Source organism: Micromonospora sp. NPDC023633 (assembly GCF_040640035.1).
In the GTDB taxonomy this organism is placed as follows: Bacteria; Actinomycetota; Actinomycetes; order Mycobacteriales; family Micromonosporaceae; genus Micromonospora.
In genome coordinates this window covers 1-24,909 of sequence record NZ_JBFABB010000081.1, presented here as the reverse complement: position 1 = coordinate 24,909, position 24,909 = coordinate 1, and the positions used below count along the sequence as shown (strand labels likewise).

Here is a 24,909-nt window from a genome sequence, read left to right as displayed (position 1 = left end):
CCCGGAGGTACCACCACCATGGCCAAGCGCATCGAAGCCTCGAACGTCACCGCCTACTACGGCGCCTTCAAGGCGATCGAGAACATCAACCTGACGGTCGAGCCGAAGACGGTGACCGCCCTGATCGGCCCGTCCGGCTGCGGCAAGTCCACCTTCCTGCGGTCGATCAACCGGATGCACGAGGTGCTCCCCGGCGCCCGGGTCGAGGGCAGCCTCACCATCGACGACCAGGACATCTACGACCGGGACGTGGACGTCACCGCCGTCCGGCGCATGATCGGCATGGTCTTCCAGCGGCCGAACCCGTTCCCCACCATGAGCATCTTCGAGAACGTGGTCGCCGGGCTGCGGCTCAACGGCGTCCGCAGGAAGTCGATCCTGGACGAGGCGGCCGAGCGGGCGCTGCGCTCGGCCAACCTCTGGGACGAGGTGAAGGACCGGCTCGGCAAGCCCGGCGCCGGCCTCTCCGGCGGTCAGCAGCAGCGGCTCTGCATCGCCCGGACGATCGCCGTCGAGCCGCAGGTGGTGCTGATGGACGAGCCCTGCTCGGCGCTCGACCCGATCTCCACGCTGGCCATCGAGGACCTGATGTTCCAGCTCAAGGACAAGTTCACCATCATCATCGTCACGCACAACATGCAGCAGGCCGCCCGCGTCTCGGACCGGACCGCCTTCTTCTCGATCGAGAAGACCGGCGACCCGGGTCGCCTCATCGAGTACGACAACACGCAGAAGATCTTCAGCAACCCCGGCGTGAAGAAGACCGAGGACTACATCACCGGCCGCTTCGGCTGAGCGGCGAGGCAGTGGCCCCTTCCCGCTCTCCCGGGAAGGGGCCCTTCCCTTCCCGGGCCCACGCTGCGGCAAGCCCGGCAGCGCCCCGGGTTCTGCTCTAGAGTCGGGAAACGCCTACGGTCGATGCGGAGGACGGGCATGTCCGAATATCCCCGGTTGCTGCACACCGTGCTCGACAGCACGAACCCACGAGAGCTTGCCGAGTTCTACCGGCAGCTGCTCGGGCTGCGGTACCGACCTGGTGACGAACCACCGACGGACGGGACGGCCGACGCCCCGGACTGGCTCGTGCTCACAGACTCCGACGGAGCGGCCCGGCTCGCCTTCCAACTTGTCGATCGCCTGCCTCGGACCACCTGGCCCCGGCACGACGTGCCGATGCAGTTGCACCTCGACCTCACGGTCTCGAACGCGTCCGAGTTGGAGAGGCAGCGTGCGCGGGCGGAGGCCCTGGGCGCGGAACTGCTGCTCGACCGGACCGATGACCCCGACGAGCCGTTGTACGTGTTCGCGGACCGGTCCGGTCACCCGTTCTGCATCTTCGTGGCCTAGCCTCGCCGACCTCCGCGCACGAAGCGACCACAGTCAGCCCAGCACGAACCGGGGCTCGCCGTCGTCGGGCACGTCGAGGCGGGGGGTGACCGGGGTGGCCGCGTCCCGGGTCGCCGCCGCGCGGGCGACGCCGGCCAGGTCGCCGCCGGCCGCCACCTGGGCCAGGCTCACCAGCGTGGGCGGGAGCATGGTCAGCTCACCCGCCTCCGCCCGGGCCAGGGCGTCCGCCGGGCGGACCCACAGGGTGTGGTCGGCCTCGCCGGAGACGTCCCGGGTCCGCTGCCCCTCCGGCAGCAGGGCCACGAAGAAGTACGTGTCGAAGCGGCGCGGCTCGAACTCCGGCGTGATCCACCGGCTCCACGGCAGCAGCAGGTCCGACCGGAGGGTGAGCCCGCGCCGGGCGAGCAGGTCCGCGAAGCCGCCCCGGCGCTGCTCCAGCGCCACCCGGTCGGCCTCCCAGTCGTCACCGCTCACGTCGCCCACCACGGTCTGCGCGTCGGGGCCGGCGAGCAGGACGCCGGCCTCCTCGAACACCTCCCGGGCGGCGGCACAGACGACCGCCTGGGCGGCCTCTGGGGTCAGCCCCAGCCGCTCGCCCCACCCGGCCGGCGTCGGGCCGGCCCAGTCCGGGTGCGCCTGCGAGTCCGAGGGGTCGACCCCGCCGCCGGGGAAGGCGTACATCCCGCCGAAGGCCATCGCGGCGACCCGTCGGATCAGGTACACCTCGAAGTCGTCGCCGGCGGGGCGGAGCAGCAGCACGGTGGCCGCGACCCGGGGCGCCGCCGGGGTGCCGCCCTCGGCCCGGAACCGGCGGGCGTGCGCCACGAGCGCCGGGGGTGCGGGGAAGCCGTCGGCGTCGATCGTCATGGGCCGAGCCTAGTTCCCGACGGGTGGATCGCCCGCGCCGCCGTCGGATGATCTTCGCTAGCGTGGCCGGCATGACTCGATGGGGCATCCTGGCCACCGGCAACATCGCCGCCCGTTTCGCCGAGGACCTGCGTCTGGTCCCGGGCGCCGAACTCGCGGCGGTCGGCTCGCGTACCGCCGAGAGCGCGGAGCGGTTCGCGGCCCGGCACGGCGTGCCGCGGGCGTACGCCTCCTGGGCGGAACTCGCCGCGGACGACGAGCTGGACGTCGTCTACGTCGCCACCCCGCACGCCGCGCACCACGAGGCGGCCATGGCCTGCCTCGCGGCCGGCCGGGCGGTGCTGCTGGAGAAGCCGTTCACCCTCGACCTGGCGACCAGCGTCGAGCTGGTGGAGACCGCCCGCGCGGCCGGGGTCTTCCTCATGGAGGCCATGTGGATGCGGACGAACCCGCTCGTCCGCCGGCTCCGCGAGCTGGTCGCCGACGGCGCGATCGGCACGGTGACCGGCGTCCGGGCCGACTTCGGGGTGGCCGGGCCGTTCCCGCCGGAGCACCGGATGCGGGCCCGCACCCTCGGCGGCGGCGCCCTGCTCGACCTCGGCGTCTACCCGGTCAGCCTGGCCCACCTGCTGCTCGGCGTGCCCGACCACGTCCGGGCCTGGGCCAGGCTGAGCCCGGAGGGGGTGGACGAGAACACCGGCATCGTCCTCGGCTACGACTCGGGCGCGGTCGCCACGCTGAGCTGCGGCATGGTCGGGGCGCCCCCGCTGGTCGCCTCGGTCACCGGCACCACCGGCCGGATCGACCTGCCCGAGCCGTTCTTCCGCCCCGGCTCGCTGACCCTGCACCGGGCCGGCGCCGAGCCGGAGACGATCACCGACGAGCTGGTCGGCGGCGGCTACCAGTACGAGGCCGTCGAGGTCCAGCGCTGTCTCGCCGAGGGCCTCCTGGAGAGCCCCCTGGTCCCCCACGCCGCCACGCTGGAGGTGATGGCGCTCCTCGACTCCATCCGCGCCCAGATCGGCGTCGACTACTCCTGACGGGTGCGCGCGAAGGGCCCCCTGCCGACGCGTCGTGCGTCGGCAGGGGGCCCTTCGTCGCGGCTCAGCTGAACAGCGGGCGGACCAGGAAGTACATCAGGGCGCCGATCGAGCCGGCGGCCGGGAAGGTGAGGATCCACGCGCCGACGATGTTGCCGGCCACGCCCCACCGGACGGCGGAGAGCCGCTTGGTGGCGCCGACGCCCATGATCGCCGAGGTGATCGTGTGGGTCGTCGAGATCGGCGCGCCGAGGACCAGCGCGTTGAAGTAGAGCACCCCGCTGGCCACGGTCTCGGCGGCGAAGCCCTCCGGCGGCCGCAGGTCGATGATCTTCCGGCCCAGCGTCCGGATGATCCGCCAACCACCGGCGTACGTGCCGGCAGCCAGCACGGCGGCCGAGGTCCAGAACGCCCACTCCGGGATGAAGCTGGGGTCGTCCTGGTAGCCGCCGACGTAGAGGGCGAGCACCACGATGCCGATGGTCTTGGCGGCGTCCTGCATGCCGTGGCCGACCGACATGGCGGCGGCGGACGCGGTCTGCGCCCAGCGGAAGCCCCGGTTGAGCCGGCCCGGGTGCCCCTTCCGGAAGATCCACTGCACGGCGATCATGACGATGTAGCCGAGCAGGAAGCCGACCATCGGCGAGAGCACCATCGGGATGATCACGCTCTCCCCGATGCCGGTCCAGAGCACCGTGCCGGACGCGGCGACGGTCGAGCCGACGAGGCCGCCGATCAGCGCGTGCGACGAGGACGACGGCAGGCCGAAGTACCAGGTGACGAGGTTCCAGACGATCGCGCCGATCACGCCGGCGAAGACGATGCCGAGGCTCGCCGTGCCGGTGGGTAGTTTCACCAGGCCGCTGCCGACGGTCTTGGCCACCTCGGCGCCGAAGTGCGCGCCGATGAAGTTGCCGACCGCCGCCATGGCCAGGGCCACCCGGGGTGTGAGCGCCCGGGTGGAGATGCTGGTCGCGATCGCGTTGGCGGCGTCGTGGAAGCCGTTGGTGTAGTCGAACGCCAACGCCACCGCGATCACCGCCAGCACGGCGATGAGTTCGGGACTCACAGGATCAGGACTCCTTGACCGCGATGGTCTCGACGGTGTTGGCCACGTGCTCGAAGGCGTCGCAGGCGGCCTCCAGCTCGTCGGCGACCTCCTTCATCTTCAGCACGGTCAGCGCGTCGTACTCGCCGGAGAAGAGGCGGACCAGCAGCATCCGGTACACCTGGTCGCCGTCGTTCTCCAGCCGGTTGCACTCGATCCAGTAGTCCTCGAGGTCCTTCATCGACTTCAGTCGCGGCATCGCGTCGGCGGTCAGCTTCGCCTGCGCGTCGAGGACGTTGACCATCTCGTGCATCTCGCGGGGCAGCGAGGGGAGCTTGGTCAGGCCGTAGAGGTAGAGCAGGTTGCCGACCGCCTCGAGGTGGTCCATCACGTCGTCCAGCAGCGACCCGAGCCGGTAGATGTCCTCCCGGTCGAACGGGGTGATGAAGGTCGAGTTGATCTTCTTGTACAGCTCGTGGGTGATCTGGTCGCTGTCGTGCTCCACCTCGGTGAGCCGCTCGCTGACCGACTGCACCTCCACCCCGGGGAGGGCCAGCTCGTTGAGCAGCTCGGTGCCCTTCACCAGGTTCTGCGCGGCCCTGGTGAAGAGCTCGTAAAAGGCGCCCTCGTTCGGGCGGAAGGAAAACTTCACAGCACGGACCTCGTCGTGTCGGTGGAAGGGTGTCGGTCGCCCGGAGGGTGCCCGCCTGGGAATGCTAGAAAACGACGGAACCGGGAATTGCGCGGCCTCCCCCTGGTCAGACCACATTCACCGGTCGTTCACCTGCCGTTCACTTGCGCCCCTTCTCTCGGTCCCAGCAGCCGCTCCCGTTCGCGCCGGACGTCGAAGCCGGCAGGCGGATACCCGAGATCGAGGGTGTCGAACGTCTCGCGGAGCAGGTGCGCGACGGCCCAGTCCCGGTACCACTTGCGGTCCGCCGGCACCACGTACCAGGGCGCGGCGTCCGTGCCGCACCGGCTCAGGGCCTCGGCGTACGCGGCCTGGTAGTCGTCCCAGCGGGCGCGGGCGTCGACGTCCGAGGGGTCGTACTTCCAGTGCTTGCGCGGCTCGTCCAGCCGTTCCAGCAGCCGCCGGCCCTGCTCGGCGTACGAGATGTGCAGCAGCACCTTCACCAGGGTCACCCCGGCGTCGACCTGCTCCCGCTCGAAGGCGTTGATCTCGTCGTACCTGGCCTGCCAGATCGGCTCGGGCACCAGCGACTCGACGCGGGCCACGAGCACGTCCTCGTAGTGCGAGCGGTTGAAGACCCCGACGTGGCCGGGCGGCGGGAGCGCCCGCCGGATCCGCCACAGGAAGTCGTGCCGCAGCTCCTCGGGGGTGGGCGGGCCGAACGAGCGGACGTGCAGCCCCAGCGGGTTCATCGCGCCGGCCACCCGCCTGATCGTGCCGTCCTTGCCGCCGCAGTCCATCGCCTGGAGGACCAGCAGCACCCGGCGCCCGGCAGCCGCGCCCGGCCCGCCCGCGCCAGCGGGTCGGCCCGCCTCCCGGGTCTTCGCGTCGGCGAAGAGCATCTCCTGCTGCCGGCCCAGCTCCGCGCCGACCAGCCCGACCTGGCCGCGGGCCCACTCCTTGCGCCGCGGGCCGGTCGCCTCCGGCCCGGGCAGCCCGGGCGTCGACCGGGGATTGACGGAGCGGAGGTCGACCGCCCCGCCCGGCGGCACCCGGAGCAGCTCCCGCATGGTCCCCCCGACCGGCCCCACGACACCGTCGGCCCGGTCCCCGCCGTCGCGGCCCACGCCGCCCTCCTCAGTCGCTCGCACCCTCGGATCATCACCCACATCCACCCCACCCGCCCGCCAACCCTGCGCCCCCGCCCCCGCTCCCCGCGCCCCCAGCCCCGCGATCATGGACTTGTGGTGGGCGAAATCCACGCTTCCGCCCCTTACGCGGGGCCACCACGACCCCATGATCGACCCGCTCCTGGGGCGCGGGAGCGGGGGGCGGGAGGATGGGGGGCGGGAGCGCGGCGGGAGCCCGGGCGGGCGCGGGAGGGGTGGTGGCGGTGGGGGATCTGGTCGCGGAGTTCGAGGCCGAGCGGGGGCGGCTGCTGGCGGTGGCCCACCGGATGCTCGGCAGCCGCAGCGAGGCGGAGGACGCCGTGCAGGAGACCTGGCTGCGGTACGCCGCCGCGCTGGCCGACCCCGCAGCCCGGGCCGAGATCCGGCACCTCGGCGCCTGGCTCACCACCACCTGCGCCCGGATCTGCCTGGACGTGCTCCGCTCGGCGCGGGTGCGGCGGGAGGCGTACCCCGGCCAGTGGCTGCCGGAGCCGGTGGTGACGCCGCTCGACCAGGGCCCGCGCCTCGACGGCTTCGCGCCCGACCCCGCCGAGCGGGCGGTCAGCGCCGACCAGGTCGGCACCGCCCTGATGGTGGTGCTGGAGCGGCTCGCACCGGAGCAGCGGGTCGCCTTCGTGCTGCACGACGTCTTCGCCGTGCCGTTCTCCCGGATCGCGGAGGTGCTCGGCACGACCGACGCCGCCGCCCGCCAGCTCGCCTCCCGGGCCCGCCGGACGGTGCACGCGCCCGACGCGCCCCGGCACACCGCCGACGCGGCCGAGCAGCGGCGGGTGCTCGCCGCCTTCGTGGCCGCCGTCGAGTCGGGCGAGCTGGACGCGCTGGTGCGGGTGCTCGCCCCGGGCGTGGTCGCCATCGGCGACAGCGGCGGCCATTTCCCGGCGGCCCGGCGCCCGGTCGTCGGGGCCGACGCGGTGGCCCGCTTCATCCTGGGGCTGTTCGGCCGGGCCGGCCGGTACGGCGGCACGCTGCGCGCCCGTCGGGTGCTGGTCGACGGCGTGGAGGGCCTGCACCTGGAGACCCCGCACTCCGACGGCCGGCCGCTGCGGGTGGTCGCCGCCCTCGCGGTGGACGGCGGCCGGGTGACCGGCGTCTTCCACCAGCTCAATCCCGAGAAGCTGGGCGACCTGCCGCCGCTGGCGGCCGAGGACGGCTGGCCACCGCGCTGGTGACGCCCCGGGCCGGTGCCGGCGGGGTCAGACCACCAGGGCGAGCCACTTCCGGTAGGACGTGGCGAACGGTTCGGTGCCGTCGTCCAGCGCCCCGAGGAGCCACCGGGCCGCCGCCTCGGCCTGCGTCACGACCTCGTCCGGGTAGCCGAAGCGGGCGCGGTGCTCGGCGAACTCGTCCTCGTCGCGCAGCTCCACCAGGCCGGTCGTCCGGCGGCGCACCACGTCCAGGTCGAGGTCGATGAGGTGGACGGTGTCGTCGTTCTCCCAGCGGGCCGGGCTGGCGATGTCGCAGTAGACCTCGCTGGTGCGCGGCGGCGGGTTGAACATGCCGGTCCACCAGGCGTGGTGCGGCACCAGGAGGACGAACGGGATCTGCTCCACCGACGGCCGGCCGTGGTAGACGGACTTCGTGCCCTCGGTCACGCCGAGCCAGACGCCGAGGTCGTCCTCGGCCAGGCGGCGGGCCGGGTAGTCACGGTGCGCGCTGCCGTCGTACTTGCGGTAGATCACGCGGACCACGTCGCTCGGCATGAGTCGCACCCTAACCGATACCGCCCATCCGTCGCCGCACGGAAGTAACCGGACGCGGTCGGCGGGAGACCGTACCGTGACGACGCCACGCCCGGATCGGCGCGGCCGGTGTCGGGGACGGCGGGTACCGTCGCACGGTGACTCCGCGCCTCGCCACCGGTTCCGCCGCCCCCTCGCCCCGCACCGGAGGCCGGCGGCGGGGCGCCCGGCCGAGCGGGGTGGAGCTGCTCGCCGCCGCGGTCGGCGCGGTGCCGGGCGGGGCGGCGCGTCCCGGCCAGCAGCAGATGGCGACCGCCATCGAGGAGTGCGTGCAGGCGCGGGAGCACCTGCTGGTGCAGGCCGGCACGGGCACCGGCAAGTCGCTGGCCTACCTGACGCCCGCGCTGACAGTGGACGGTCCGGTGGTGGTCTCCACGGCCACCCTGGCGTTGCAGTCCCAACTGGTCGACCACGACCTTCCCCGGCTCGCCGACGCCGTGGAGCCGGTGCTCGGCCGGCGGCCCACCTTCGCGGTGCTGAAGGGGCGGCACCACTACCTCTGCCTCGCCCGGCTGGACAACTCCACCGAGGACGAGCCGGAGGACACGCTCTTCGACGCCCCGGCCGCGCGCCCCGGCGGCGGCACCAGGTGGCTCGGCGAGGCGGGGCGGCTCGGCAAGCAGGTCCAGCGGCTGCGCGACTGGGCGGAGAAGACCGACACCGGCGACCGGGACGAGCTGGACCCCGGCGTCGACGACCAGGCCTGGCGGCTGGTCTCCATGCCGGCCCGGGAGTGCGTGGGCGCGTCCCGCTGCCCGTTCGGCGCGGAGTGCTTCGCCGAGGCCTCCCGGGCCCGGGCCCGGGAGGCCGACATCGTGGTCACCAACCACAGCCTGCTCGCGGTGGACATGCTCGCCGGCCGGCACATCGTGCCGCCGCACAAGCTGCTCATCGTCGACGAGGCGCACGAGCTGGCCGACCGGGTCTCCTCGGCGGCCCAGGCCGAGCTGGTGCCGGAGCTGATCGACCGCTCCGCGAAGCGGGCCCGCCCGCTGCTGCGGCCGGAGACCGCCGAGTCGCTCACCGCGGCCGGCGACGCCCTGGCGGTCGGGCTGGCCGAGGCGCCGGCCGGGCGGATCACCTCGGGGCTGCCGGCCCCGCTGCGCGAGGCGTGCACCCTGCTCGACGCGGCCACCCGGGCGGCGCTCGACGCGATCGGCGAGGTCAAGTCCGACGACCCGGACCCGGTGCGCAAGCAGCAGGCCAAGGCGGTGCTCGACGAGCTCTCCGCGACCGCGCAGCGGCTGCTGGAGGAGGCCGACCACGACGTCGCCTGGGTGGAGAAGAACGACAACACCGGCCGCCGGGCGCTGGTGGTCGCGCCGCTCTCGGTCGCCGGCACGCTCGCCACCCACCTGTACGAGGAGCGCACGGTGGTCGCCACCTCGGCGACGCTGACGCTGGGCGGCCGGTTCGACACGGTGGCCCGGGCGCTGGGCCTGGAGGCGCCCCCGGCCGACCCGCCGTCACCGGCCGCCGCCGCCCTGGCCGCCCGGTCCGCCGGGCGCACCGGCGGCACGGGGCCGGCGGACACCGGAGCGGCCGGGGCCACCCCGGCGACCGGCACGGCGGGGGCGCCGGCGACCTCGGGGCCGGGGTGGCGCTCCCTCGACGTCGGCTCGCCGTTCGACTACGGACGGCAGGGCATCCTGTACGTCGCCGCGCACCTGCCCCGGCCCAGCGTCTCCGGGCTGCCCGACGCGGCCGGCGAGGAGCTGCTCACGCTGGTCACCGCGCTCGGCGGGCGTACGCTCGGCCTCTTCTCCTCCCGACGGGCCGCACAGCAGGCGGCGGAGCTGCTGCGCGCGCGGACCGACCTGCCGGTCCTGCTCCAGGGCGAGGAGGCTCTTCCGCTGCTGGTACGCCGGTTCCGGGAGGAGAAGTCCAGCTGCCTGTTCGGGGTGATGTCGCTCTGGCAGGGGGTCGACGTGCCGGGCGACTCCTGCCAGCTGGTGGTCATCGACCGGCTGCCCTTCCCCCGGCCGGACGAGCCGCTGGCGGCGGCGCGGGCCGCGGCGGTGGACGCCGGCGGCGGGTCGGGTTTCGCGGCGGTCAGCGTGCCGATCGCCGCGATCCGGCTGGCCCAGGGGGTGGGGCGGTTGATCCGGTCGACGGGCGACAAGGGCGTGGTGGCGGTGCTCGACTCGCGCCTGGAGACCGCCCGGGGCTACGGGCCGTTCCTGCGCCGGTCGCTCCCGCCGTTCTGGTACACCACCCGGCCGGAGGTCGCCCGCGGCGCCCTCGAACGCCTCGCCAAGACCTGACCGCGCCTGGCCGCCGCGTCGGCCCGGACCCGGCAGGCCCGGGATCCACACGCCGAACGGGTGGCCTCCCCGGGCTCGGGAGGCCACCCGTTCGGTGCGGCTGCGCGGGATCGTGGCCGCGCGGTCGGGTCAGGGCGCCTGGGAGGCCACGACGACGGCGTCGGGCGGGGTGTCCGGAACGGTGCGGGCGGCGAGCCGGCGGACGGCCGTGTTGAGCACCGCGATCAGCGGCACCGAGACCAGCGCGCCGGTGATCCCGGCGAGGACCACGCCGGCCGCAATGCCGATGATGACCGCGAGCGGGTGGATGGCCACCGCCCGGCCCATGATCAGCGGCTGGAGGAGGTGCCCCTCCACCTGCTGCACCCCGATCACCGCGCCGAGGATGATCAGCGCCGTCACCGGGCCGCTGTCGACCAGCGCGACGAGGACCGCGACGACGCCCGACAGGGTCGCCCCGACGATCGGGATGAACGCCCCGAGGAAGACCAGCGCGGCGAGCGGGAAGGCGAACGGGATGTCGAAGATGACCAGGAAGACGCCGATGCCGACCGCGTCGATGAAGGCGACCAGCACGGTCGCCCGTACGTAGGCGACCAGGGTCGCCCACGACGCCCGCCCGGCGTCGTCGACCTTCCAGCGGGCGGCCACCGGCAGCAGCCGGACCAGGAAGCGCCAGATCTTGTTGCCGTCCCGCAGGAAGAAGAAGGTGGCGAAGAGCACCAGCAGCGTGCCGGTCAACACCTCAGCCAGCGTGGCGGCCGTGGAGAGGGCGCCGCTGGTGAACTTCTCGGTGTTGTTGTTGACCCACTTCTGGCCCTCGTTGATGTAGTTGTCGAGCTGGCCGTCGGAGAGGTGCAGCGGGCCGGTCTTCAGCCAGTCCTGGATCTGCCGGACGCCCTCCGAGGACTTCTTGCTCAGCTCCGGCACGCCCTGGATGAACTCGTTCACCACCAGGGTCAGCGTGCCGATGACCCCGGCCAGGCCGCCGACCAGCACCACCGCCGTCGCCAGGGAGCGGGGGAAGCGGGCCCGCAGCAGCCAGCCGACCGCCGGCGCGAGCAGCGCCGAGAGCAGCAGCGCGACGGCCAGCGGGATGACCACGATCCGGACGGTGCCGACGATCTTCAGCAGCGCCCAGGCGACGACGCCGATCACGATCAGCCGCCAGGACCACGCGGCGGCGATCCGCAACGCGTGCGGCACGTCCGCGTCGTCGCGGCTGGCGGTGGAGTTGTGCATCGCCCCGGGCGGCGGGGCGCCGACCACGGTCGCGGACGGGGCCGCCGCCGGCCCCGGGGACGTCGGCGAGGCCACGCCGGCCGGTTCGGGGTCGTCGGCCGGGTCCGCGCGGCGGGCGCGCACCGACTCCCGGCCCGACTCGTACGCGCGACGGAGCCGTCCGCGTATCTGCTCGAAGCGGCTCAAGCGCACCTCCTGGCAAGAGAACCGGCCCGCCCACACCGGTGGGCGGACAGGACATGTCCGACGACGCCACCGTAGGGCAGGTCCGCCACACATTGCCCTCGGCCCCCGGCGCGTAACCGCCCACGGCCCGCCGACCGGGACACGGTAGCGTTTCCGGCGTGACCGCCGACCAGAATCTCGACTCCGGCCTGCCGATCCGCCTGCTGCACGACCGGGTGCTGGTGCGGATGGAAGGGAGCGAGGGTGAGCGACGCTCGACCGCCGGCATCGTGATCCCGGCGACCGCCGCCGTGGGCAAGCGCCTCGCCTGGGCCACCGCCGTGGGGGTGGGGCCGAACGTGCGCGTCATCGTCTCGGGCGACCGGGTCCTCTTCGACCCCGACGACCGCTCCGAGGTCGAGCTGCACGGCCGCGGGTACGTGCTGCTGCGCGAGCGCGACGTGCACGCCGTGGCCGCCGAGCGGGTGGAGAACGACTCCACCGGCCTCTACCTCTGAGCCCACCCCGCTCCGCCCCGCCCGGATGAGGGCGTCGGTGCCGTTTGCGTCGCCCCCGGCCGGGAAGCCAGCCGCACCACCGGCCCTGGGGAGGGACGATGCCGGTATTCGTGAAGAAGCTCTTGATCTGGGGGAGCGTCGCGTTCCTGATTTACTTCATGGCCTTCCGGCCGGATGGCGCGGCGGAGATGTTCAAGGCGATCGGGGCGGGGCTGATGGCGATGGCGCAGGGCCTCGGTGACTTCCTCACCAGCCTGATGACCTGACGGACCGGGGCCGACCTCACGAGGCGGCCCCGGTCCCGGTCAGGGTGGCCGGGCGTACGCGTCAGGGGTGGCCGGGGGGCCACGGCGCCGGCGGTGGCTGGCCGTACCACCCGGGCGGGCCGAAGCCGGCCGGGTGCGCCGGGGGCGGCGCTGGGACGAGCACCACCGGGATCGGCACGACGGGCTCGTCCGGCGCCTCGACCGACCGCTGCGTGCCGTCCGGGAAGCGCAGGTGGTAGCGGTGCCCGTCCCAGATCCCGGCCGGCGCCTGCGGGTCCCGGCCCACGAAGAACGACCGGTACGCGCCGATCGCCTCCAGCAACTCCCGTTCCTCCCGCGCGGTCCGTTCCCGGTCCGCCGGGCGTCGGTCCAGGCCGCGCAGCGCGCCGTCGCGCAGCAGCGCCAGCCGGGTCGCCGCGAACTGGTAGCCGCGCATCGCCCTCAGCCCGCCGTCGCCGGCCACCCGCTTGGCCCACACCCGGGCCGCGTGCCGCCGTCCCAGGCTGCTCAACGCCGCCACCTCCGGCGGGGTGAGCCAGCCCGCCCGGACGTAGTCGGGCAGGGTCCGCTCGGTGAGCCGCCCCTCCCAGGCCCGGAGCCAGACGGCGAGCCCGACCATGCCGAAGAAGACCGGCACCATCACGCCGATGAAGCCGTACAGCATGATCAACATTTGGCCGGTGGCCTGGGTGAGCGTCGGCAGCAGGTTCCAGAGCCCGTGCAGCATCATCGCCAGGAGCAGGCCGGCGAGCGGCGCGAGCACCCGGACGCCCCTGCTGGCGGCGCGCGCGGCGATGCCCAGCCCGACCCCGGTCATGGAGGTGAAGAGCGGGTGGGCGAAGCCGAAGAGCAGGATCCGGACGATGAAGATGGCGATGACCTGCTGCGTGCCGGTCGCCGGCCCGTACCGCTCCACGCCGGTGGCGTAGCCGTAGCCGCCCAGGTAGAGGATGTTCTCCACCATGGCGAACCCGATCGCGGAGAGCCCGCAGTAGACCAGGGCGTCGGTGATCCCGGAGATCTCACGGCGACGGAAGATCAGCAGCAGGATCGGCCCGAGGGCCTTGGTCAGCTCCTCGATGAACGGCGCGACCAGCACCGCGGTCAGCGCGGTCGGCAGCCCCCGGTCCTCGAACAGCCCGGCGGAGAACTCGTTGACGGTCAGCGAGGCGGCGGTGGAGACGAACGCGCCCCAGGCGAAGCAGAAGATCAGGTACTTCAAGGGCTCCGGTTCGTAGCGGTCCAGCCAGAGGAAACAGCCCACCAGCACCGGAACCGGGAGGATCGCGGCGACCACGCCGATCAGCAGGGCCTCGACGCCGAGGTTCTCGCCCAGGGTGAAGACCATGAACACCGCGCACGCCGCGATGAACAGGACGGTCCCGGCCAGCACCAGGAACCGGCGCCAACCCAGCCGACGCAACGGCATCCGGGGCCCGGCCCCAGCCGGCGGCGGGACGGCGGGCGCGGTCGGCGACGGCGGCAGGGGTGCGCCGGGCGGGGTGTCGGCCATGCGGTCAGCGTAGCCATCCCCGGCCGGCTGGTCCGGCCGCATTCACCCCGCTATGCTGCCGGCAGGTCACGAGCGCCAGCGTCAAGCCCCGGCTTGCTGGCCGGCAACCCTCGTCGAGTTCGCGGTGGGGTGCCCCGGGTGATGACCGGGCCCGGCCCGATCCGCGTGCCGGGCAAGCGCGGACCCCGCCCGTGTGTGCCCACCCGGGGTCCCCTGGACCCGGAGGTCGGCCATGACCGTCACCCTCGTACCCCCGCCCGCGCCGCAGCCACCCGCCGTCGCCGCGCCGCTCGACGTGCTCGGCGTGCCCGGCCAGGTCAACCTGGACTACGCGGCCACCGCGCCCTGCGCGCGGGTCGCCGCCGACGCGGTGGCCGAGCTGCTTCCCTGGTACGCCAGCGTGCACCGCGGCGCGGGCGCGCTGTCGCGGCGCTGCACCCTCGCCTACGAACGCGCCCGGCAGACGGTCGGCGACTTCCTCGGCGCCCGCGCCGACGACCACGTGGTCTTCACCCGCAACACCACCGACGCGCTGAACCTGCTGGCCCGGGCGCTGCCCGCCGGCACCACGGTGGTCACCTTCGGCGGCGAGCACCACGCCAACCTGCTGCCCTGGCCGCGCGGCTCGGTCCGGCTGCCGGTGCCCGGGAACCCCGCCGGGGCGGTCCGCGCGCTGGACGCGGCGCTCGGCGAGCTGCGCAGGCCGGACGCGAGGGGCGGGTCGGGGCCCGCGCGCCCCGGCGCCGGGCACGGCCCGCCCGTGCTGGTCGCGGTGACCGCCGCGAGCAACGTGACCGGCGAGCGCTGGCCGGTGGCCGAGCTGGCCCGGGTGGCCCGGCGGCACGGGGCCCGGATCGCGGTGGACGCCGCGCAGCTCGCCCCGCACGCCCCGGTGGACGTCGCCGCCCTCGACGTCGACTACCTCGCCGTCTCCGGCCACAAGCTGTACGCGCCGTTCGGCGCGGGGGTGCTCGTCGGGCGGGCGGACTGGCTGGACGCCGCGCCGCCGTACCTGGCCGGTGGGGGCGCCACCAGCCACGTCGGTGCGGCCACCCACGACGTACGGTGGGCGCCCGGCCCGGCACGGCACGAGGCGGGCACGCCGAACCTGCTCGGCGCGGTCGCCCTGGCGGCGGTCTGCGCCGCCCTGGCCGACGCCGACCGGGTCGCCCTGCACGACGCCGAACAGGCCCTGCTGACCCGGCTGCGCGAGGGCATCGCGGCCCTGCCGCACGTGCTGGAGCTGCGCACGTTCGGGCCGGCGGCGCCCCGGGTGGGCATCGTGTCGTTCGTGGTGGCCGGCCGGGACTCGGCGGAGGTCGCGGCGGAACTGGCCGCGACGTACGACATCGGGGTGCGCGACGGCCTCTTCTGCGCCCACCCGCTGGCCCGGCGGCTGCTCGGCGAGGCGGCCGCCCGCAGCGGCCGGCGGGACCTGCCGCCGACCGCCCTGCGCGCCAGCATCGGCCTGGGCAGCACGACCGGGCACGTCGACCGGCTGCTCGCCGCCCTCGCCGCACTGGCCTGACAGGCCCGGGGAGCGCCCGCCGGCCGGGCCGGCGGGCGCAGCCGACGCTGGCGGCACCAGGGGCGCCACGCCGGGTCGCCGCCCGCACCGGCACCGCGGACCCGTACCCGTCAGGTCCCTTCCACCACGGGCGCCGGCGCGCTCGCGCGGGTGCGCTGGATCAGCACGACGCACGCCAGCACCGCCAGCGCCGCCGCGATCGAGGCGGGGGTGACGCTCTCGCCGAGCAGCAGCGCCGACCAGACCAGGGTGAGCACCGGCTGCGCGAGCTGGATCTGGCCGACCTGCGCGATGCCGCCCCGGGCCAGGCCCGCGTACCAGGCGAAGAAGCCGAGGAACATGGAGACCAGGGTGAGGTAACCGAACGCCGACCAGGCGACGGCGTCGGCGTGCGGAGGAGCGGCCACGGCGGCGACGACCGTGACGGGGACGGTGACCGGCAGCGAGAGCAGCAACGCCCAGCAGATCGTCCGGGCGCCGCCCAGCTCGCGGGCGAGCGCGCCGCCCTCGGCGTACCCCAGGCCGCAGAGCACCACCGCCGCGAGCAGGAACAGGTCGGGCGGGGAGAGCGCACCGCGCACCGCGCCGCTGGTGCCGAGGAAGGCGAGCACCGCCAGCAGTCCGCCGGCGCTCGCGACCCAGAACAGCGGCGGCGGTCGCTCGCCGGCCCGCAGCACCGCGAACACGGCGGTCATGGCGGGCAGCACGGTGATGACGACCGCGCCGTGCGCGGAGGTCTGGGTGATGAGCGCCAGCGAGGTGAACAGCGGGAATCCGACGACGACGCCCAGGGCGACGATCGTCAGCCGCCGCCACTGACCGCGGGTGGGCCGCGGTGCGCCGGTGAATCGCAGGTACGCCCAGGCCAGCAGCCCCGCGCCGACGGCCCGACCGAAGGCGACGAACCACGGGTCGGGCTGCTGCACGGCGACGCGGGTGGCGGGCAGCGACATGCTGAAGGCGAGCACGCCCAGCGCGCCGAGGGCGAGACCGATCGTCCGGTCCGCCGTTACCGTGGTCCTGGCAGTAGCGCTACTGTTGCCGTTCATGAATGACGGTAACGCAGCCGACCGCGTCATCCAAGATCTGCGTGGGCTCGCGGCCGGCGCGGATCCCGGCACGCGGCTGCCCTCGGTGCGCGAGCTGACCGCCCGGCACCAGGCCTCGCCGGTCACCGTCGCCGAGGCCATCCGGCAGCTGGTGGCCCAGGGGCTCGTCGAGACGCGCTCCGGCAGGGGCACCTTCGTGGCCGCCCCGCCGCGCGAGTGGCGGGTGCCCGACCTGTCGTGGCAGACCGTGGCGCTCGGCCCCCGCCGGCCGGGCGAGGACGAGATGCAGGCGCTACTCGCGTTACCGCCCGCCGGAGCGATCCCACTCTCCGGCGGCTACCTGGACGCGGATCTGCAACCCGCCGCCGCGCTTGGTGCCGCGCTCACCCGCGCCGCCCGGCAGCCCGCGTCCTGGCAGCGCGGGCCGGCCGAGGGGCGCGAGGACCTGCGCGCCTGGTTCGCCCGCGAGGCCGGGGCCGGGCTGCGCGCCGAGGACATGGTGATCTGCCCGGGCGGACAGGCCGCGCTGTCGTCCGCGCTGCGGGCGCTCGCCACGCCCGGCGACACCCTGCTCGTCGAGTCGCCGACCTACCTGGGAGCCCTGGCCGCCGCCCGGGCAGCCGGCCTCCGGGTGGTGCCCGTGCCCGCCGACGCCGACGGCGTCCGGCCCGACCAGCTCGCCGCCGCGTTCGCCCGCACCGGCGCCCGGCTGTTCTACTGCCAGCCGCTGTACGCCAACCCGCACGGCGCGACACTGGCGGGCCACCGCCGGGCCCAGGTCGCCGAGGCCGTACGCGACGCCGGGGCGTTCCTGATCGAGGACGACTACGCCCGCGACCTCACCATCGACGGCCAGGCCCCGCCACCGCTGGCCGCCGACGACCCCGACGGGCACGTCGTCTACCTGCGTTCGCTGACCAAGTCGACCGCTCCCGGGCTGCGCGTCGCCGCCATCGGCGCCCGCGGCCCGGCCGGCGCCCGGCTGCGGGCGGCCCGGCTGCTCGACGACTTCTTCGTCGCCGGCCCACTGCAACAGGCCACGCTCGAGTTCGTCACCGCCCCGGCCTGGACGCGGCACCGCCGCGCCCTGCGCACCGCGCTGCGGACCCGCCGCGAGGCGCTGCTGACCGCGCTCCGCCGGCACCTCCCCGAGCTCGCCCGGCAGCCGGTCCCGCGCGGCGGCCTGCACCTCTGGGCCCGCCTGCCGGAGGGCACCGACGACGTCGCGCTGACCGCCGCCGCGGCCGCCGAGGGCGTCATCGTCTTCCCCGGCCGCCCCTGGTACGCCGCCGAACCCCCGGCCCCCCACCTACGCCTCACCTACGCCGCCGCCCCACCCGACCTCATGGACGAGGCCGTCCACCGCCTCGCCCGCGCCCTGCGGGCCTGAGCGGGTCGACGGATGTGCGGTCAGCCGACCGGCGGGGCGGCGGGCGGCTTCGGGACGCCCTCCCGCTCACCCTGACCGCGCGGCCGGTCCTGGTCGCCGAAGGACTGCCGGACCCCGCGGTTCGCCTCCTCCTGGGTGACGCCGGAGGCCACCATCAGGTCGCTGGCGGTGGTCCGTACCTGCGCGACCACCACGCTGCCGGAGAAGCCGACCCCCTCGGCGTACGCCCGGCCGGCCTCGCTGACCGCCCGCAGCGCCCGCTCCCGGGACTGCTCCGGCTCGTCGCCGACGGCGAACTCGTGCTTGAGCAGGCGCACCGACTCGGCGAGGTGGGCCACCGCGTCGGGCATCGTCTCCGGGATGGGCTCCTCGTCCTCGATCAGGGTCACCGCGCGCCGGGTCAGGGTGCCGGCGTTGCGCATCGCCCGGTCGATCGGGCCGGCGGCCTCGGCGTAGTGGGTGAGTTCGTCCCGCCGGTGCCACCGCACCGGCGAGAGCATGGCGGTCTCCTTCGCCCCCTCGATGGCCTCGGTGAAGGCGGTCAGCTCCTCCTGGTTGTTGCGGAGCCGGTCCAGTGCCCGTTGGGCCTTGTCCCGGTCCCGTTCCCGCAGGGCGTTCGCCGTGACGTCGAGCTGGGCGGCGAGCAGGTCCAGGGCGGGCCGGGCGGCGCGGTTGATGACCCGCAGCGGGTTGAGTGGCAGCAGGATCGCGGTGACCAGCAGCGCGATGCCGCCGCCGATGAACGCGTCGATGAACCGGGGGATCTCCAGGTTCTCGGTCGACGGGCTGAGCGTGACGATCAGCACCGCCGTGGCCGCCGCCTGGATGACGATGGCCACGCTGGCGCCCGCGAAGATGGTCAGCACGATGGCGAGGGTGACCACCAGGCCGAGCTGCCAGGCTCCGGTGCCGAGCAGGTAGATGAGGAAGTCGCCGACGGCGACCCCGATCGCCACCCCGACGATCAGCTCCACCGTGCGGCGGAACCGTTGGCCGACCGAGGCGGCGAGGGTGCCGACCGCGGAGATCGGCGCGAAGACCGGCTGCGGGTTGCCGAGCAGCTCGTGCGCCGCCAGCCAGGACAGTCCGGCGGCGAGGCCGGCCTGCACGGCGAGGCCCATCGCCATCCGCAGCCGGTGCAGGCGGTCGTGCAGGGTGGTCTTGCCGCGGTGGCGCAGCTGCTCCACCGCCTCGGCGATCCGGGCCCCGTCGACGTCCCCCGCCCGGTCACGCAGGATGGCGCGTCGCACCAGTGAGGGTCGACGGTCCCGGGCCACGGCCATGGCGGGGACTACCCGTGCCGCGCCGGGTGAATCCTCGGCGCGGCCGGCGGTACGGCAGACTCGGCCGGGTGGTCGACCTTCTCGACCGGTGGCGGGCCGCGGCCCGGGGCGCCGGAGTGACCGACGTGGCGGAGCTGACCCGGGTCGGTGAGGACCTGCTGAGCCGCTGGCGGGAGCCGCACCGGCACTACCACGACGCCGACCATCTGGCGGCCGTCCTCGACGTGGTCGACGCCCACGCGCCGGCGGCCGGTCGGCCGGACCTGGTGCGCCTCGCGGCCTGGTGCCACGACGCGGTCTACGACCCGCGCGCCGGGGGCGACGCCAACGAGCACGACAGCGCGGCGCTCGCCGGCACGCTGCTCACCCGGGCGGGCCTGCCGGCCGACGCCGTGGCCGAGGTGCGCCGGCTGGTGCTGCTCACCGCCGGGCACGCCGTGGAGCCGGGCGACGCCGACGGCGCGCTGCTCTGCGACGCCGACCTCGCCGTCCTGGCGACACCGCCTGAGGCGTACGACCGCTACGCCGCGGCGATCCGCCGGGAGTACGCACACGTGCCCGAGCCGGCCTTCCGGGCCGGCCGCGCCCGGGTGCTCGCCGGTCTGCTCGCCCTGCCGGCGCTGTTCCGCCTGCCGCCGCTAGCACGCCGCTGGGAGTCCCAGGCCCGAGCCAACCTGACCCGCGAACTATCCACCCTCCACTAACCCCCGCCCCGCCCTCCGCCCTCCCGCGCCCTCGCGCCCTCCCGCCCTCCCGCGTCGATCATGGAGTTGTGGCGGGCAAGAAGCGCCCCTTCGTGGCTTTTGCGGGGCACCACAACTGCATGATCGACGCAGGGTGCGAGGGGCGGGGTGGGGAGGGCGACGGGGGTGGGGGTGGGGGGTGGTTCGGGGCGGGGGCGGGCCAGGTGCTTGGGGCGGCGCAGCCCGGCCTGCCGGAGCAGGCGCACCAGCTCCCGGCTCGGCACCACCCGGGCGCCCAGCCAGACCGCCATGGCGAACCGCTCGGCGGGAATGTCGTAGTGGTCCCGGTCGAACCCCCGGCGGGGCACGCCCAGCGCCTCGGCGAAGGCGTGCAGCTCGGCCGGGGAGACGTCGCTGATCAGGTGGGACCAGAGCCGCCCCCGCCAGGGCCAGGCGGGCCGGTCCAGGTAGAGCATGTCGGCCAAACTACCCCGCCCGAGGCCGGTTGGTGATCGCGCGGGACCGACCGTAGCCTCGGCGACATGGCCGGATCCCCCCTCCTCGACGACCTGCGGGCGGCGCTCGGCGACGACGCCGTGCTGACCGACCCGGACCTGCTGCGGATGCACGAGCGGGACGAGGCCGACCTCTGTGCCGCCGGCACGCCCCTGGTCGTGGTCCGTCCCCGCACCACCGGACAGGTGGCCGCCGCGCTACGGGCCGCCGCGCGGCACGGCGTACCGGTGGTGCCGCAGGGGGCGCGCACGGGGCTGGCCGGCGCGGCCAACGCCGTCGACGGCGCGATGGTGCTGAGCACCGTCGCGATGGACGCCGTACTGGAGATCGACCCGGTGAGCCGGATCGCCGTGGTGCAGCCCGGCGTGGTCAACGCGACGCTCGCCGCCGCCGTGGCCGAGCAGGGGCTCTGGTACCCGCCCGACCCGGGCTCGTGGGAGTCGTCCACGATCGGCGGGAACGTCGCCACCAACGCCGGCGGCATGTGCTGCGTCAAGTACGGGGTCACCACCGAGTACGTGCTGGGCCTGGAGGTGGTGCTCGCCTCCGGCGAGGTGCTGCGCACCGGCCGGCGCACCGCCAAGGGCGTGGCCGGGTACGACCTCACCCGGCTCTTCGTCGGCTCCGAGGGCACCCTCGGCGTGATCACCGAGGTGACCGTGGCGCTGCGGCCCGCCCCGGCGCAGTCGCTGACGATGGTGGCGGTCTTCCCGTCCACCGCCGCCGCCGGCGCGGCCGTCGCCGACATCGCCGCCCGAGGGCTCTCCCCCAGCCTGCTGGAGCTGCTCGACCGGACGCACCTGCGGGCGATCGAGGCGTACCGGCCGATGGGGCTGCGGACGGACGCGCAGGCGCTGCTGCTGGCCTCCGCCGACACCGGCTCCCGCGCGGCCGACGACCTGGCCGGCCTGGCCGCGGTCTGCGAGGCGGCCGGCGCCGACGAGGTCTACGCGGCCACCGACGCCGTGGAGGCGGCGGCCCTGTTGCAGGCCCGCCGGCTCGCGCACCCGGCGATGGAGAAGTTCGCGGCGGATACCTACCCGGGCGGCAACGGCGGCCTGGTCATCGACGACGTGGCGGTGCCCCGCGGCGCGTTGGCGGCGCTGCTCGACGGGGTGGCCCGGATCGCGCTGGAGTGCGACGTGCCGATCGGCGTGGTGGGTCACGCCGGGGACGGCAACATGCACCCGAACATCGTGGTGGACCGGGCCGACCCGGCGAGCCTCGAACGCGGCCGGCGCGCGTTCGACGAGATCATGCGGCTGGGCCTGGAGCTGGGCGGCACCTGCACCGGCGAGCACGGCGTGGGCCTGCTCAAGCGCGACTGGCTGGCCCGCGAGATCGGCCCCGTGGGCGTACGCGTGCACCAGGCGATCAAGGCGGCGCTGGACCCGGCCGGCCTGCTCAACCCGGGCAAGGTCCTCTGACCGCCGCGGTCCGGGCGCGGGCGGCGCGGGTCCGTCAGGCGGTCATCTCGGCTGGAGCCGGGTGACGTGTTCCGGGTTGAGCACGCCGGTCGACGTCACGCCGTCGCCGGCGCAGTCGACGCACTCCCACCTGCCGTGCGGTTCCACGTCGAGCGTGCGCAGCGGGCCGTCCGTGCCGACCCTCTGCAGGAGGCTGACCTCGCCCTTCCCGGCCGTCGCCGCGTCGCCGGGCCCCGGCTGCGACAGCCCGCTGCCGGCCGGTCCCGGCGCGGGGCCGTCGGCGGCGCTTCCGGGCAGCGAGCAGCCGACGAGCGCGGCGGCCAGCAGGGCGGCGACGGGCACCCGGGCCGGACGCGACCAGGAAGCGGGGGGCACGCGCCGGAACCTAACCCACCGTAGGTGAGGGCCGGAACCGCTGACCGGGGTCGGGCGGCGGATGTAGGGGGTGGCTCGGGGCCGGGCCGGTCAGCGGGACGAGGACGGCAGTTCGGCCTGGTCGTCGTCCGCGCCGCGGTCCGCCGCGAAGCCCCGCACGTCGGGCGCGCCGAGCCGGGCGGCGTCGGCCGTGGCGTCGTCGGGCATCAGCTGGGACTGGCGTTCCGCCTCCACCCGGGCCCGGTAGTGCTCCACCTCGCGGGCCCGGGTGGCCTCGTCCCAGCCGAGCACCGCGCCCATCAGTTCGGCCGCGTGGCCCACCGACTCCAGGCCCCGGTGCGCCGTCTCGAAGGAGATCCGGGTCCGCCGGGTGAGCACGTCCTCCAGGTGCAGCGCCCCCTCGGCCCGGGCCGCGTACGTCACCTCGGCGGCCAGGTATTCCGGTGCGCCGGCCAGCGGGGAGGCGAGCAGCGGGTCCGCGTCGATCAGCGCGAGCAGGTCGCGGGTGAGGGTGCCGTAGCGCTCCAGCAGGTGCTCGACCACCCCGACCGGCACCCCGTGCCGGCGGGCCAGGTCCGCCCGGTCCCGCCACATCGCCGGGTAACCGTCGGCACCAAGCAGCGGCAGGTCGGCGGTGCGGGAAGGGCGTACGGCACCGAGCCGGTGGGCGGCCCGGTCGACCACGTCGGAGGCCATCACCCGGTACGTCGTGTACTTGCCGCCGGCCACCAGCAGCAGACCGAGCATCGGCTCGAAGACGGCGTGCTCGCGGGACAGCTTGGAGGTGGAGTCGGCCTCGCCGGCCAGCAGCGGGCGCAGCCCGGCGTAGACCCCCTCGATGTCGGCCGTCGTGAGCGGCCGGTCGAGCACCGTGTTGACCTGGTCCAGCAGGTAATCGATGTCCCGGGCGGACGCGGCCGGATGGGACCGGTCCAGCCGCCAGTCGGTGTCGGTGGTGCCGATGATCCAGTGCCCGCCCCAGGGGATGACGAAGAGCACGCTGGTGGCCGTACGCAGGATCAGCCCGGCCTCGCCGGTGATCGCCGAGCGGGGCACCACCAGGTGCACGCCCTTGGAGGCCCGGACCCGGATGCCGGGGCGCAGCCCGACGTCGTTCAGCATCCGCGACATGTCGTCGCTCCACACGCCGGTGGCGGCGATGACGGTGCGGGCGCGCACCTCGAACTCGGCGTCCGGGGAGCCGGGGGGCGCCTCCAGGTCGCGGACCCGGACGCCGGTGACCTCGCGGGCCTGCCGGATCAGCCCGACCGCCCGGGTGCTGGTCACCACGGACGCGCCGAGGCTGGCCGCCGTGCGGGCCAGGGTCACCACCAGCCGCGCGTCGTCGACCTGACCGTCGTAGTAGCGGATCGCGCCGGCCACGGCGTCGGCCCGCAGGCTGGGGAAGACCCGGCGGGCGCCCTCGCGGGTCAGGTGCCGGTGCAGCGGCATGCCGCGCCCACCGCCGAAGACCCCGGCGAAGGCGTCGTAGGCCGCCACGCCGGCGCCGTAGTAGGAGCGGCGGAACAGCCGCGCGGGCAGGCCGCGCACGCCCTGCCCGTCGGGCAGCGGAACCAGGATGGGCACCGGCCGGACCAGGTGCGGGGCCAGCCGGGTGGCGAGCAGCCCGCGCTCGGTCAGCGCCTCGTGTACCAGGTGGAACTCCAGCTGCTCCAGGTAGCGCAGGCCCCCGTGGATGAGCTTGCTGGAGCGGCTGGAGGTGCCGGCGGCGTAGTCGCGCGCCTCCACCAGAGCCACCTTCAGCCCTCGCGAGGCGGCGTCCAGGGCAGCCCCCGCTCCGGTCACGCCACCGCCGATGACCAGCACGTCGAAGCGTTCGGCCCGCAGGCGGCGCAGGTCGGCGGCCCGGCGCTCGGGGGAGAGCTGGCCGGCCGTCGTTCGGGACACGTTGGGGTCGCGCACCCGTCCACGGTAACCGTCGCCGCCAGCGGGCGGCACAGCCCGTCCGCGCCGTACTGTCGCAGGATGGAGGTCGGCCCCCCGTTTCCCGCTGGTCAGCCCGTCCCACGCCCGCCGGCCGCGCCCGGCCGGCAGAGCCCCTGGGCGGCGGTGGCGGCGGCGGTTACCGGCTGCTGGGCGGTCGGGCTCGTCGTGGTCGGCCAGAGCGGCGGGTGGCTGGCCGACCAGATCGTGCTGGCCTCCGGGCTGGACCGCGTGGTCTGGCTCTGGCCGGCGACGGTGCTGTTCACCGTGCTGCTGGTCGGCGCCCCCGCGCTGGCGCTCGCCCTGCTGCCCCGCTCGGCGGCGGTCCGTGCCGCCGGCCGGGCCTGGCTGGCGGCAGCGCTCGCGCTCGGCGCGCTGGGGCTGCTCCGGGCGATCCCACCGGTGCACCACGAGGCGTACCTCGCCGCGCTGGCCGCCACGGCCGCCCTGGCCGCCCTCGCCCTGCGGGCGCTGGCCCGGCGCGCGGCCGTCGCGGCGCCCCGCGCGTCCGCGCCGCCCGCCACGCTGCTCGGGGTGGCCGGCGGGCTGGCGCTGCTGCTGCCCTGGGTCTGGCTGGGGGCGCTCGGCGGGCTGCTGGAGACGGTGCTCGCGGGGGTCGCCGCCGGCGCGGTGGGCGTGCTGGCCGGGGCGCTGCTGGATGACGCCTTCTGGTCCCGCTTCACCGTCGGCGAGCCACCCCGGCCGGCCCGGTTGGTGCTGGTCGGCGGGCTGGTCGCCGGGGTAGCGCTGCTGCTGCTCGCCGCCGGGGTCGGGCAGTCCGGGGCCCAACTCCCCCTGCTGCTGACCCTGCCGCCGGCCGGCTTCGCGCTGGCGGCCCTGCACGCGGCGGCCCGCCGCCCGGCCCGCCCCCCGGGTGCCGCGCC

The 24,909-nt window shown here is 75.2% G+C and carries 23 protein-coding genes, 1 pseudogene and 1 riboswitch; of the genes and pseudogenes, 12 read left to right on the top strand and 12 right to left on the bottom strand.

The window, feature by feature from the left end:
- Positions 1 to 18 precede the first annotated feature (18 nt).
- Together pstB and AB0G13_RS23185 are read left to right on the top strand one after the other, a co-directional pair.
- Positions 19 to 795, top strand: coding sequence for a phosphate ABC transporter ATP-binding protein PstB (gene pstB, locus AB0G13_RS23190; RefSeq protein WP_210832704.1), 777 nt, complete (start codon positions 19 to 21; stop codon positions 793 to 795).
- Between the two features lie 138 nt (positions 796 to 933).
- Positions 934 to 1,347, top strand: coding sequence for a VOC family protein (locus AB0G13_RS23185; RefSeq protein WP_357877676.1), 414 nt, complete (start codon positions 934 to 936; stop codon positions 1,345 to 1,347).
- Positions 1,348 to 1,380: 33 nt separating this feature from the next.
- Here the strand turns inward: AB0G13_RS23185 and AB0G13_RS23180 are convergent, their stop codons facing one another.
- A complete protein-coding gene (locus AB0G13_RS23180) occupies positions 1,381 to 2,214 on the bottom strand; it encodes an NUDIX domain-containing protein (protein ID WP_357877673.1) in 834 nt (277 codons plus the stop codon).
- Between the two features lie 71 nt (positions 2,215 to 2,285).
- On the opposite strand from AB0G13_RS23180, the gene AB0G13_RS23175 reads away from it, so the two are divergent.
- A complete protein-coding gene (locus tag AB0G13_RS23175) occupies positions 2,286 to 3,254 on the top strand; it encodes a Gfo/Idh/MocA family oxidoreductase (protein WP_357877670.1) in 969 nt (322 codons plus the stop codon).
- Positions 3,255 to 3,318: 64 nt separating this feature from the next.
- Here AB0G13_RS23175 and AB0G13_RS23170 read toward each other — a convergent pair whose 3' ends face one another.
- From AB0G13_RS23170 to AB0G13_RS23160, 3 genes are all read right to left on the bottom strand, one after another.
- The gene (locus AB0G13_RS23170) at positions 3,319 to 4,323 is read right to left on the bottom strand and encodes an inorganic phosphate transporter (protein WP_088998169.1); all 1,005 of its coding nucleotides are present in this window, start codon (positions 4,321 to 4,323) and stop codon (positions 3,319 to 3,321) included.
- Between the two features lie 4 nt (positions 4,324 to 4,327).
- Positions 4,328 to 4,954 carry a DUF47 family protein gene (locus AB0G13_RS23165; protein WP_088998168.1) on the bottom strand — a complete coding sequence of 209 codons (627 nt, stop codon included), beginning with the start codon at positions 4,952 to 4,954 and terminating at the stop codon, positions 4,328 to 4,330.
- A 128-nt stretch (positions 4,955 to 5,082) separates the two neighbouring features.
- Positions 5,083 to 6,003 carry a PPK2 family polyphosphate kinase gene (locus AB0G13_RS23160; protein WP_357877706.1) on the bottom strand — a complete coding sequence of 307 codons (921 nt, stop codon included), beginning with the start codon at positions 6,001 to 6,003 and terminating at the stop codon, positions 5,083 to 5,085.
- 323 nt (positions 6,004 to 6,326) lie between these two features.
- On the opposite strand from AB0G13_RS23160, the gene sigJ reads away from it, so the two are divergent.
- A complete protein-coding gene (sigJ, locus tag AB0G13_RS23155; protein ID WP_357877667.1) occupies positions 6,327 to 7,292 on the top strand; it encodes an RNA polymerase sigma factor SigJ in 966 nt (321 codons plus the stop codon).
- Positions 7,293 to 7,316: 24 nt separating this feature from the next.
- Here sigJ and AB0G13_RS23150 read toward each other — a convergent pair whose 3' ends face one another.
- On the bottom strand, positions 7,317 to 7,823 hold the full coding sequence (locus tag AB0G13_RS23150) for a DUF402 domain-containing protein (protein WP_357877664.1): 507 nt from the start codon (positions 7,821 to 7,823) through the stop codon (positions 7,317 to 7,319).
- 284 nt (positions 7,824 to 8,107) lie between these two features.
- Here AB0G13_RS23150 and AB0G13_RS23145 point away from each other — a divergent pair, with 284 nt between their 5' ends.
- Positions 8,108 to 10,126, top strand: coding sequence for an ATP-dependent DNA helicase (locus AB0G13_RS23145; RefSeq protein WP_357877702.1), 2,019 nt, complete (start codon positions 8,108 to 8,110; stop codon positions 10,124 to 10,126).
- Between the two features lie 129 nt (positions 10,127 to 10,255).
- On the opposite strand, the gene AB0G13_RS23140 is transcribed toward AB0G13_RS23145, so the two are convergent.
- Entirely contained in the window at positions 10,256 to 11,590 is a 1,335-nt protein-coding gene (locus AB0G13_RS23140; RefSeq protein ID WP_357877661.1) for an AI-2E family transporter, read from the bottom strand.
- Positions 11,591 to 11,712: 122 nt separating this feature from the next.
- Here AB0G13_RS23140 and AB0G13_RS23135 point away from each other — a divergent pair, with 122 nt between their 5' ends.
- A complete protein-coding gene (locus AB0G13_RS23135) occupies positions 11,713 to 12,051 on the top strand; it encodes a co-chaperone GroES (RefSeq protein ID WP_357877658.1) in 339 nt (112 codons plus the stop codon).
- A 98-nt stretch (positions 12,052 to 12,149) separates the two neighbouring features.
- On the top strand, positions 12,150 to 12,317 hold the full coding sequence (locus tag AB0G13_RS23130) for a hypothetical protein (protein ID WP_357877655.1): 168 nt from the start codon (positions 12,150 to 12,152) through the stop codon (positions 12,315 to 12,317).
- A gap of 61 nt (positions 12,318 to 12,378) precedes the next feature.
- Here AB0G13_RS23130 and AB0G13_RS23125 read toward each other — a convergent pair whose 3' ends face one another.
- On the bottom strand, positions 12,379 to 13,872 hold the full coding sequence (locus tag AB0G13_RS23125) for a PrsW family intramembrane metalloprotease (protein WP_357877652.1): 1,494 nt from the start codon (positions 13,870 to 13,872) through the stop codon (positions 12,379 to 12,381).
- Between the two features lie 22 nt (positions 13,873 to 13,894).
- Positions 13,895 to 14,015, top strand: a riboswitch (SAM riboswitch).
- Between the two features lie 47 nt (positions 14,016 to 14,062).
- Between AB0G13_RS23125 and AB0G13_RS23120 the strand changes: the two genes are divergently transcribed.
- Positions 14,063 to 15,358 (top strand): aminotransferase class V-fold PLP-dependent enzyme, encoded by a 1,296-nt coding sequence (locus tag AB0G13_RS23120; RefSeq protein ID WP_357877649.1) that lies wholly within the window; start codon positions 14,063 to 14,065, stop codon positions 15,356 to 15,358.
- A 110-nt stretch (positions 15,359 to 15,468) separates the two neighbouring features.
- On the opposite strand, the gene AB0G13_RS23115 is transcribed toward AB0G13_RS23120, so the two are convergent.
- Positions 15,469 to 16,407 carry a DMT family transporter gene (locus AB0G13_RS23115; protein ID WP_357877646.1) on the bottom strand — a complete coding sequence of 313 codons (939 nt, stop codon included), beginning with the start codon at positions 16,405 to 16,407 and terminating at the stop codon, positions 15,469 to 15,471.
- On the opposite strand from AB0G13_RS23115, the gene AB0G13_RS23110 reads away from it, so the two are divergent.
- The gene (locus tag AB0G13_RS23110) at positions 16,406 to 17,797 is read left to right on the top strand and encodes a PLP-dependent aminotransferase family protein (protein ID WP_357877643.1); all 1,392 of its coding nucleotides are present in this window, start codon (positions 16,406 to 16,408) and stop codon (positions 17,795 to 17,797) included. The two genes, AB0G13_RS23115 and AB0G13_RS23110, sit on opposite strands and share 2 nt — an antisense overlap.
- A 20-nt stretch (positions 17,798 to 17,817) precedes the next feature.
- Here AB0G13_RS23110 and AB0G13_RS23105 read toward each other — a convergent pair whose 3' ends face one another.
- Positions 17,818 to 19,074 (bottom strand): FUSC family protein, encoded by a 1,257-nt coding sequence (locus AB0G13_RS23105; protein WP_357877698.1) that lies wholly within the window; start codon positions 19,072 to 19,074, stop codon positions 17,818 to 17,820.
- A 74-nt stretch (positions 19,075 to 19,148) separates the two neighbouring features.
- On the opposite strand from AB0G13_RS23105, the gene AB0G13_RS23100 reads away from it, so the two are divergent.
- Positions 19,149 to 19,784, top strand: coding sequence for a metal-dependent phosphohydrolase (locus AB0G13_RS23100; RefSeq protein WP_357877640.1), 636 nt, complete (start codon positions 19,149 to 19,151; stop codon positions 19,782 to 19,784).
- On the opposite strand, the gene AB0G13_RS23095 is transcribed toward AB0G13_RS23100, so the two are convergent.
- A complete protein-coding gene (locus AB0G13_RS23095) occupies positions 19,781 to 20,239 on the bottom strand; it encodes a DUF4031 domain-containing protein (RefSeq protein ID WP_357877637.1) in 459 nt (152 codons plus the stop codon). The two genes, AB0G13_RS23100 and AB0G13_RS23095, sit on opposite strands and share 4 nt — an antisense overlap.
- Before the next feature lie 66 nt (positions 20,240 to 20,305).
- Here AB0G13_RS23095 and AB0G13_RS23090 point away from each other — a divergent pair, with 66 nt between their 5' ends.
- Complete coding sequence (locus AB0G13_RS23090) at positions 20,306 to 21,706, top strand: FAD-linked oxidase C-terminal domain-containing protein (protein WP_357877634.1); 1,401 nt, start codon at positions 20,306 to 20,308, stop codon at positions 21,704 to 21,706.
- Positions 21,707 to 21,748: 42 nt separating this feature from the next.
- On the opposite strand, the gene AB0G13_RS23085 is transcribed toward AB0G13_RS23090, so the two are convergent.
- Positions 21,749 to 22,081 (bottom strand): hypothetical protein, encoded by a 333-nt coding sequence (locus AB0G13_RS23085; RefSeq protein WP_357877631.1) that lies wholly within the window; start codon positions 22,079 to 22,081, stop codon positions 21,749 to 21,751.
- 90 nt (positions 22,082 to 22,171) lie between these two features.
- Positions 22,172 to 23,989, bottom strand: a complete 1,818-nt coding sequence (locus tag AB0G13_RS23080; protein WP_357877695.1) for a glycerol-3-phosphate dehydrogenase/oxidase — start codon at positions 23,987 to 23,989, stop codon at positions 22,172 to 22,174.
- 78 nt (positions 23,990 to 24,067) lie between these two features.
- Here AB0G13_RS23080 and AB0G13_RS23075 point away from each other — a divergent pair.
- Positions 24,068 to 24,909: pseudogene (locus AB0G13_RS23075) on the top strand (peptidase S8); the annotation flags it as partial.

Excerpts from the sequence above, each read along its gene's own strand:
- pstB (WP_210832704.1), top strand. The coding sequence starts at position 19 with ATGGCCAAGCGCATCGAAGCCTCGAACGTCACCGCCTACTACGGCGCC.
- AB0G13_RS23185 (WP_357877676.1), top strand. The coding sequence starts at position 934 with ATGTCCGAATATCCCCGGTTGCTGCACACCGTGCTCGACAGCACGAAC.
- AB0G13_RS23180 (WP_357877673.1), bottom strand. The coding sequence starts at position 2,214 with ATGACGATCGACGCCGACGGCTTCCCCGCACCCCCGGCGCTCGTGGCG.
- AB0G13_RS23175 (WP_357877670.1), top strand. The coding sequence starts at position 2,286 with ATGACTCGATGGGGCATCCTGGCCACCGGCAACATCGCCGCCCGTTTC.
- AB0G13_RS23160 (WP_357877706.1), bottom strand. The coding sequence starts at position 6,003 with ATGCGGGAGCTGCTCCGGGTGCCGCCGGGCGGGGCGGTCGACCTCCGC.
- AB0G13_RS23150 (WP_357877664.1), bottom strand. The coding sequence starts at position 7,823 with ATGCCGAGCGACGTGGTCCGCGTGATCTACCGCAAGTACGACGGCAGC.
- AB0G13_RS23145 (WP_357877702.1), top strand. The coding sequence starts at position 8,108 with ATGGCGACCGCCATCGAGGAGTGCGTGCAGGCGCGGGAGCACCTGCTG.
- AB0G13_RS23130 (WP_357877655.1), top strand. The coding sequence starts at position 12,150 with ATGCCGGTATTCGTGAAGAAGCTCTTGATCTGGGGGAGCGTCGCGTTC.
- AB0G13_RS23125 (WP_357877652.1), bottom strand. The coding sequence starts at position 13,872 with ATGCGGCCGGACCAGCCGGCCGGGGATGGCTACGCTGACCGCATGGCC.
- AB0G13_RS23120 (WP_357877649.1), top strand. The coding sequence starts at position 14,063 with ATGACCGTCACCCTCGTACCCCCGCCCGCGCCGCAGCCACCCGCCGTC.
- AB0G13_RS23110 (WP_357877643.1), top strand. The coding sequence starts at position 16,406 with ATGAATGACGGTAACGCAGCCGACCGCGTCATCCAAGATCTGCGTGGG.
- AB0G13_RS23115 (WP_357877646.1), bottom strand. The coding sequence starts at position 16,407 with ATGAACGGCAACAGTAGCGCTACTGCCAGGACCACGGTAACGGCGGAC.
- AB0G13_RS23095 (WP_357877637.1), bottom strand. The coding sequence starts at position 20,239 with ATGCTCTACCTGGACCGGCCCGCCTGGCCCTGGCGGGGGCGGCTCTGG.
- AB0G13_RS23090 (WP_357877634.1), top strand. The coding sequence starts at position 20,306 with ATGGCCGGATCCCCCCTCCTCGACGACCTGCGGGCGGCGCTCGGCGAC.